Genomic DNA, 678 nt, shown 5'->3' with positions numbered 1-678 from the left:
CCGTCGCCCTGGACGCGGGCCAGGTGCGCATCGCCGTGCGGGCGGCCGGGGTGAACTTCCGGGACGTGCTGATCGGCCTGGGGATGTATCCGGATCCGGCGGCGGTGATGGGTAGCGAGGGTGCCGGCGTCGTGGTCGAGGTCGGTCCCGGCGTGACCGACCTGGCCCCCGGTGACCGGGTGATGGGCATGTTCGAACTCGCGTTCGGCCCGCTGGCGGTCGCCCACCGGGAGCGCGTCGCCAGGATGCCCGCCGGCTGGTCCTTCACCCAGGCGGCGTCGGTCCCCCTGGTCTTCCTGACCGCGTACTACGCGCTGCGTGACCTGGCCGGGCTGCGGGCGGGCGAGTCGGTGCTCATCCACAACGGCGCGGGCGGCGTCGGCATGGCCGCCATCCAGCTCGCCCACCACCTCGGCGCCACCGTCCACGCGACGGCGAGCCCTCGCAAGTGGGGCGTGCTGCGGGGCCTGGGGGTGGCCGAGGAGCGGATCGCGTCGTCGCGGACCACCGAGTTCGAGCAGGTCTTCGGCACGGCCACCGGGGGCGCCGGGATGGACGTGGTGCTCGACGCGCTGGCCGGCGAGTTCGTCGACGCGTCGCTGCGGCTGCTGCCGCGCGGCGGCCGGTTCGTGGAGATGGGCAAGGCCGACCTGCGCGACCCGGACGCGGTCGCCGCCG

1 protein-coding gene is annotated in these 678 nt (G+C 75.2%); it reads left to right on the top strand.

What is annotated here, in order from left to right:
* The coding region (locus V6V16_RS27785) for a zinc-binding dehydrogenase (RefSeq protein WP_334566912.1) at positions 1-678 on the top strand (678 nt) is incomplete at both ends.

It is taken from the genome of Micromonospora sp. CPCC 205561 (genome assembly GCF_036906775.1).
Taxonomy (GTDB): Bacteria; Actinomycetota; Actinomycetes; order Mycobacteriales; family Micromonosporaceae; genus Micromonospora.
The sequence above is the reverse complement of the archived record's forward strand: the minus strand, read 5'-3'. Positions and strand labels throughout refer to the sequence as shown.